At 53.5% G+C, this 6,698-nt stretch carries 6 protein-coding genes; 4 read left to right on the top strand and 2 right to left on the bottom strand.

The genetic code is table 11. The features are described from left to right. A partial coding sequence (locus tag HB633_RS30380) for a DUF6723 family protein (RefSeq protein WP_213781830.1) occupies positions 1–237 on the top strand: 237 nt, incomplete at its 5' end. A gap of 148 nt (positions 238–385) precedes the next feature. On the opposite strand, the gene HB633_RS30375 is transcribed toward HB633_RS30380, so the two are convergent. Then, a complete protein-coding gene (locus HB633_RS30375) occupies positions 386–868 on the bottom strand; it encodes a low affinity iron permease family protein (protein WP_213781829.1) in 483 nt (160 codons plus the stop codon). 417 nt (positions 869–1,285) lie between these two features. Between HB633_RS30375 and HB633_RS30365 the strand changes: the two genes are divergently transcribed. The 3 genes from HB633_RS30365 to HB633_RS30355 all read left to right on the top strand — a co-directional run bounded on the left by HB633_RS30365 (position 1,286) and on the right by HB633_RS30355 (position 5,147). Then, a complete protein-coding gene (locus HB633_RS30365) occupies positions 1,286–3,421 on the top strand; it encodes an ATP-binding protein (protein ID WP_213781827.1) in 2,136 nt (711 codons plus the stop codon). Positions 3,422–3,556: 135 nt separating this feature from the next. Continuing rightward, positions 3,557–3,970 (top strand): phophatidylserine decarboxylase associated domain-containing protein, encoded by a 414-nt coding sequence (locus HB633_RS30360; protein WP_255581297.1) that lies wholly within the window; start codon positions 3,557–3,559, stop codon positions 3,968–3,970. A 148-nt stretch (positions 3,971–4,118) separates the two neighbouring features. Next, positions 4,119–5,147: an aldo/keto reductase gene (locus HB633_RS30355; RefSeq protein WP_213781825.1), complete on the top strand. Its 1,029-nt coding sequence runs from the start codon at positions 4,119–4,121 to the stop codon at positions 5,145–5,147. Positions 5,148–5,418: 271 nt separating this feature from the next. Here HB633_RS30355 and HB633_RS30350 read toward each other — a convergent pair whose 3' ends face one another. Continuing rightward, positions 5,419–5,568, bottom strand: a complete 150-nt coding sequence (locus HB633_RS30350; RefSeq protein WP_213781824.1) for a hypothetical protein — start codon at positions 5,566–5,568, stop codon at positions 5,419–5,421. Positions 5,569–6,698 lie beyond the last annotated feature (1,130 nt).

Below are 6,698 nucleotides of genomic sequence, written 5' to 3'. Positions count from 1 at the left end.
GCTGTTCCAGGAACGAGCGAAGAAGACTTTGACGTCTATACGACGTACCACCCTAATGGAGGCGGTCAATTCAACGCCAAGCTTAGGGTCGTGAGAAAAACTGACGGACGACTCTTATTCCCGTTTGAGGGTGCTCCGCTGATAGGGCCTTATCCGACGGGACAACTTGCAATCGAAGCAGCGCTTGCCTTTGCGCACAAGCTCATTCTTGCTGACATTGTTGAACCGGAGGGTTAGGTGGGGTCAAGCGCGCGTGCTGTACAGTCGCTCCATACCCCGAGCATTCGCAAAAAAAACCAGCAGCGCTAAGGGCCCTGATAGAGTCTTTCACTCAGATAAGCGTCTCTGGGTCGTAAGCAATGCGGATAGAGATCACAACCTTTGGCTAGGCGTGCTTTGTAGTGCTGTCTTTGATATCCGACCCGGGTGCGGTACCGCTCGCAATCCGGAGGTACGCAGCTGCAAGTCGACGCAGTTCATCTTCGCTAGCGTCCTCAATGCCAATCAGCTTGTCGTTCGCCGCCCTATGCGTTGATATCAACTCATTGAGTTTAAGATGAAGCGCTACGCTGTCTTTGTTTTGACTTTGTTGAATGAGAAAGACCATGACAAAGGTCACGATCGTCGTCCCCGTGTTGATCACAAGTTGCCAAGTCTCAGAGTAGTGAAAGATTGGACCTGTCACGCCCCATACCACGACGGACAATACGGCGAACGCAAATGCCAGCGGCGAGCCGGCCCAGCGGGTCACCGCACTCGCGAAACGATCAAACGCGCGGGTAATAGGACTTCCAGCCGCATAGGCTGGGCTGGACGTATCCGGAATCGTCTGCAGCTCATCCGTAGAATTGGATGATTTATTTGTCATATGAGTCGATATTTTGTTGCAAAAATCAGCAGCATAGGGGTTCATGCTTACAGATAGATTTTGCTCCCTTGACTAAGGATGAAGCTGAAGAACGTCGGGGATCTCGTTCGCGAAGACAAGTCGGCTTTCGACGTTGACAAACCGGCTATAGATCTCGAACTAGCATATGGATATTGAGTTGCGGGTGTCAACCGGGTGCCACCCGTTGTGATAATCTGCTTTTATGCCAGCCAGACACAGTCGTCACATCGCCCTAACCGGCCCTCTTGCTGAGTACGTCACGCGGCAGGTCGAAGAGGGTCGCTACGCGTCCGTCAGTGAGGTGATGCGGGCCGCACTGCGCTTGCTGATTGACAGCGATCAACTGGGCGCTCGCAGTGACAAGAAAGACCGAGCCAAAGTTCGGAAGGATCGCGCGTGAATAGCGAATCAGTCAATCCGCTCCAAATCACGCAAGCCAGTCTGCATGATGCGTTGGCGCTGATTGAGCGAGAGCGCGCAGTGCTTGCGCAAATCGCCGCTGGCGTTCCGCTAAACGACGTGCTCGGGGACTTGCTGCTTGGGTTGGAGTCGAGGGCACATCATCGCATGTTGACCTCCATACTCTTCGTCAGTGACGACGGCGGCCGTTTGTTGCACGGCGCTGCGCCCAGCTTGCCAGCGGCATACAACGATGCAATAAACGGTATTGCAATCGGCGAAGGCGTTGGCTCGTGTGGGACGGCTATTGCGCGAAGGGAGCCGGTGTATGCCAACGACATAGCGACAGATCCCTTGTGGGAGGATTATCGTGAGCTTGCCCTTCGTCATAATCTACGCGCGTGTTGGTCGTCGCCGATTAGGGCAGCGAACGGAATTGTGCTTGGCACGTTCGCGATTTACTACGATAAGCCGCGCACACCTACAGCCGAAGACATTGAGGCCATCGCCTTTATTACACAGACTGCGGCTCTTGCCATTGAGCGGCATACATCCGATCAGAAAATCAAACGAAGCCAGGCAGAGCTCCAGAGGCTGAATAGAACGCTTGAATCCGAGGTTTATCAGCGCACAGAAGAACGTGATCGGGCATGGCGTCTTTCGCAGGAACTCCTTGTTATCGCTCGTGCTGACGGAACGCTGGAGGCCGTGAATGCGTCCTGGACTCGGCTGCTTGGCTGGGATGAAAACGAAACCGTTGGTAAAAGCTTCGTTGAGTTCACGCATCCCGACGACTTGCGTCAGGCTAAAACCGCAATGGCCGGCATTTTGGTCTCCCCAATGACCGACCCTTATACGTATCGTTTGCGTTGCAAGGACGGCTCGTATCGCAGTTTCGCGTGGACCGGAGGATTTGAGGCAGGAAAGGTCTATGCGAGTGGCCGGGACGTTACGATTGAGCGCGAGCAGGCCGATGCGTTACGTCAGTCCCAAAAAATGGAGGCGGTTGGCCAGTTGACGGGCGGCCTGGCCCATGACTTCAACAATCTTTTGGCCGTGATTACCGGAAGCCTCGAGCTCCTGGAGCGGGGTGTTCTAAAGGGCCGGCCGGGGGACACCGCACGATTTCTTACCGCTGCGCAGACAGCAGCCAAACGAGCTGCATCGCTGACACACCGTTTGCTCGCGTTTTCAAGACGTGCGACGTTGGCGCCGTCGGTGGTCAATGTCAACCGACTCATCATCGGGATAGACGAACTGGTTCGACGCACCATTGGTCCGCAGATCGAGCTCGAGATCGTCGGTTTGAGCGACCTCTGGAATACGCGTGTCGATGTCTCGCAACTGGAAAATGCAATTTTGAACCTGTGCATCAATGCGCGTGATGCGATGCCGGATGGTGGGCGGCTGACGATCGAAACAGGCAATCGCTGGATGGATGAACGCACAGCTAAGGAACGTGGTGTAGCACCGGGACAGTACATCTCAATGTGTGTGAGCGATACCGGCTGTGGTATGCCGCCCGAGGTGATTGCGAAAGCATTTGATCCATTTTTTACAACGAAGCCGACAGGTGAGGGAACCGGTCTTGGACTGTCGATGATCTACGGGTTCGCTCGTCAATCTGGTGGCCAGGTTCGGATTTACTCGGAGGTGGGCCAGGGGTCGACGGTATGCATTTACATGCCGCGCCATATCGGTGCTGCCGAAAATGAGCAAGAAGAGGTTGTCCTGGATCGGCCACGCGCGGAAGCGGGCCAAACCGTTTTAGTGGTCGACGACGAACCAGCTATTCGGATGCTTGTCTGCGAAGTGCTTGCAGATCTAGGCTATAGCGCGATCGAGGCACACGACGGTCCGGCAGCGCTCAAGCTCTTGCGCTCAAATGCCCGCATCGATTTGTTGGTCACTGACGTCGGTCTTCCAGGCGGCATGAACGGGCGGCAAGTGGCCGATGCCGCGCTTGAATTGCGGCCGGAAGTCAAAATTTTGTTTATTACAGGCTACGCGGAGAACGTGGCGATCGGCAGTGGGTTTGTCGCGCCCAATATGGCGGTTATGACAAAGCCATTTTCGATGGACGCACTTGCGAGCCGCATTAAAGACTTGATCTCACACGACGCGCGACACTGAGCGGTGGCCTAGATATAAACGTATAACGGGAGCGGGGACACACCATAGCTCACTGGCGTTGGGTCAATACCGATAAAGATGCCGCGTAAGTTATTTGAGGAGGAAATCAAATTGACGTCGAACGAGCGACAGCGATTGGGTGACTGGCTTCCCAAAGAGGAACGTGCGATAGCTGCGTTTCGTGAGAAGTTTGCGGTGTATGCGGAAGAGCGCGCCTCTGATGCGCCGCAAAACAGCGTCATCTTAGACATGGGCGCGTTCATTCGCAACGATCCCGTCGTGCGCATGGACTTCACCCGCGCGATCGAACAATCACGCAAAGCCGGCTTCACGTTGGGCTACTCGACCATCGACGAATTTCTTGTGTTGCTCGACGCAATGATGACCTATGCGCCACCGTTCAGTGAATCAAGCCTGATCCATTGCCCGATCAATGCGTTGCTGGATTGGCCTATGGTCATGCCGTCAGGGTACGCGCTCTTTCGCGATCCGGCGTTCAAAACCGGGCGCCGTCGATTCGTTTGTGACCTACCCGCCGTTCGAAGCTGATGCGCCGCCGCTAAAGATGAATTCGCAACTGTGTGTCGCGCGATAGCCGTGCGTCGAAAAGCCTCTTAGGCTTGACCCAATAAACCATTACGTGCCGGGCATCATTTCCCCGACATTATCAACTGGTCCACAGCAAAAGGAGACAACGATGAACAGTCGAGTGCAACAAATCTTCAAACCCGAATTTCGATTTGGCATGGGCGGTGTTTCGTTGGGTAGCGAATTCGAGATTGTCACGGATGCGCAAGCCGAGCGGACCATGGAAGCTTCATGGAACGCAGGCGTGCGTTACTACGATACATCGCCCTGGTATGGCCTTGGCGAGGCGGAGCGGCGCTTCGGCCGGTTCCTACACAACCAACCTCGCGATAGTTATGTGTTGTCGACTAAGGTCGGCAAGTTGCTCAAGGCGTCACCCATTAATGAGAGCAAAAAGTTGTTCCCGTTTAGCAAGTCGCCTAATAACGTCGTCTTCGACTACACCGCCGACGCAGTGAGACGCTCGGTCGAAGATAGCCTTCAGCGTCTAGGCATCGACCGGATTGATGTTCTGTTCGTTCATGATGTGTCACCGGACAACGGTTTTCTACCGCGTCCTTGGGAGGAAGAGTTCGCGACAGCGTTAAAGGGTGCGTTCCCTGAATTGTGTCGCATGCGCGATGAAGGCTTGATCAAAGCATGGGGCGTTGGCGTGAATTCGCCAGAGCCGATCATTCGCGTCATCCAGGAATCCGATCCGGACGTGTGCCTGCTCGCATCGCAATACTCACTCGTAACGCATGAGAACGCTCTAAACAACGTGTTTCCAATAGCGCGCGAGCACGACGTCAGTTTTGTCATGGGCTCTGCATTGAATGCAGGTTTCATCTCGGGCAGTCCACGCTACAACTATGGCGATGCGCGTTTCGACATCCCGCAAAAGTTTATAGAAAAGCGGAGGAGGTTGCGCGCGGTCGCTGATCAGTTCGGCGTCGATTTGCGCACCGCTGCGCTACATTTTGCTGCGGCGCCCGACGTGGCAGCAGCGTTGATTGCTGGTGTACGTACCGAGGAGGAGGCACTTGCGAACGCCAGTTCCATGAAAGACAAAATTCCACGAGCGTTCTGGCAGGAGCTACGGAGTCAGGGCCTGATCGAAGAGAATGCGCCTGTACCCGACGGTGATTTTGTAGTTTGACCTCGCGAAAATGAGCAGCCTTTTCGACGGACCGGTCGACAAGGCTGCTAGGCAGAACGTCCCAGCGAAAGAATCTTTGAGGGATTGCCTCTTGGTAATTTCATCAGAGGCAAGGACCAATAAACCGATGAACGTTAGGCTTTGACCGCTCAGGTTGTAAGAGCGGTATCTAATGTAGTTGCACGCTTCCGATAGCGATTCAAAGGCGTAAATTGTGACCCGTCAGAAATCGGTTGATAGACTAGCATCGCCGCGCTCCGAGTGAGTGCCATCAATCTTCAAAAATTTGCCCGACCAACGCGTCGCGATTTTTGGATTGTGCAGCCGCGCTCGCGCGTACCACGGTGATGAACGGTGTGGCCTCTGTCAATTCCGCAGCGAAAATTTCTGCTGTCCGTAACGTTATTGTGGCGGTATGCATGAATCCGCTCTCGCCGTACGGTTCGTTCCCAAAACATGCAGACGCTATAACACTCTCACTAGCAACTCGAAGATGCAAAATGACAATCGCTTTCGAGGTACGCGCTCCCGCCCAAGGTTCGGATAGGTAAACAATTGAGAAACGTTTGGGCCGAATGCTTCTATACGCTATCGAGGATTTGGAATCCATTAATCCCAGTCGGCAGAACTGCTCGACTTTCTGATTGTGGTCTCACCGTGTCGATCGTCGAACGTCAGACCGATTAGCCGGTCATACTCCTTCGCGTCCGTGCGAACGATCTCTTGCAACATTCGAAGGAATGCGTTTCCATCGTCGAGTGACGCGACAAGCACCTGCGCGGTTCGTAATGACACGTATTCGTCGTGTGGGTTCGCACCGTCATTCAATTCAAATCTGAAACGGTGTATTTCTGCAGCGGACTGGGGTGGCGCTGCTTCATGACCAAGAATGGTGGCTTTCACGGCGATAAAATTGGCTTCAAAGAAACGTTGCGGGCCATAACTCGGATCGCTGCAACTATCAAATTTCTTTCAGTCCAGACGGCGACTCTAGGTTACCATTTTCATGCGTTCCTAATGATCAGCGTTGAGCGAGGCATAGTCTGTTCACTGTGCTTCTATATGGATCAACCAGTTCGTATCATATTTTAACTGCCTCCGGAGGCGCAGTGTTTTGCGGCGGGACGGCCGCCAGGGCAGCGGCTTGCTCGAATAGATTGCTGAATGCGTTCCATAGTTTTTTCTGTCGCAAATTCAGTCTCTAGCAAACGAATGCTGCGGAAACGATGCAACGTTTTAGAGGCAACTGCATGAGAGCACTTGCATAGTAGTCGGCGGGTCTCTGCGGATTTCGTTGCCTTGTTTTTACTATTGAATCCAAGTATGCGATGACATGGCCATCATACTTTGAAAGTAAATCCAGCTTTTCTAGTGTGTGCGCGGTTTGTAATTGGAAGATAGCGGTATGGTCATATAAAAATAAAAAAACCGTTTAAATTCAATGGGCTATGTAACATTTAAGCCCGCTTGCTCGAATTATCGGGATTGCATTTGAGGGGTAAGATACGGCATTTTTTCCATCGCACCTCTTCGCAGGCCTTGAGTTTCCAT

It is taken from the genome of Caballeronia sp. dw_276, from assembly GCF_018449635.1.
GTDB lineage: Bacteria > Pseudomonadota > Gammaproteobacteria > Burkholderiales > Burkholderiaceae > Caballeronia.
This window is presented reverse-complemented; position numbering and strand designations above follow the sequence as displayed.

Excerpts from the sequence above, each read along its gene's own strand:
- HB633_RS30375 (WP_213781829.1), bottom strand. The coding sequence starts at position 868 with ATGACAAATAAATCATCCAATTCTACGGATGAGCTGCAGACGATTCCG.
- HB633_RS30355 (WP_213781825.1), top strand. The coding sequence starts at position 4,119 with ATGAACAGTCGAGTGCAACAAATCTTCAAACCCGAATTTCGATTTGGC.
- HB633_RS30350 (WP_213781824.1), bottom strand. The coding sequence starts at position 5,568 with ATGCATACCGCCACAATAACGTTACGGACAGCAGAAATTTTCGCTGCG.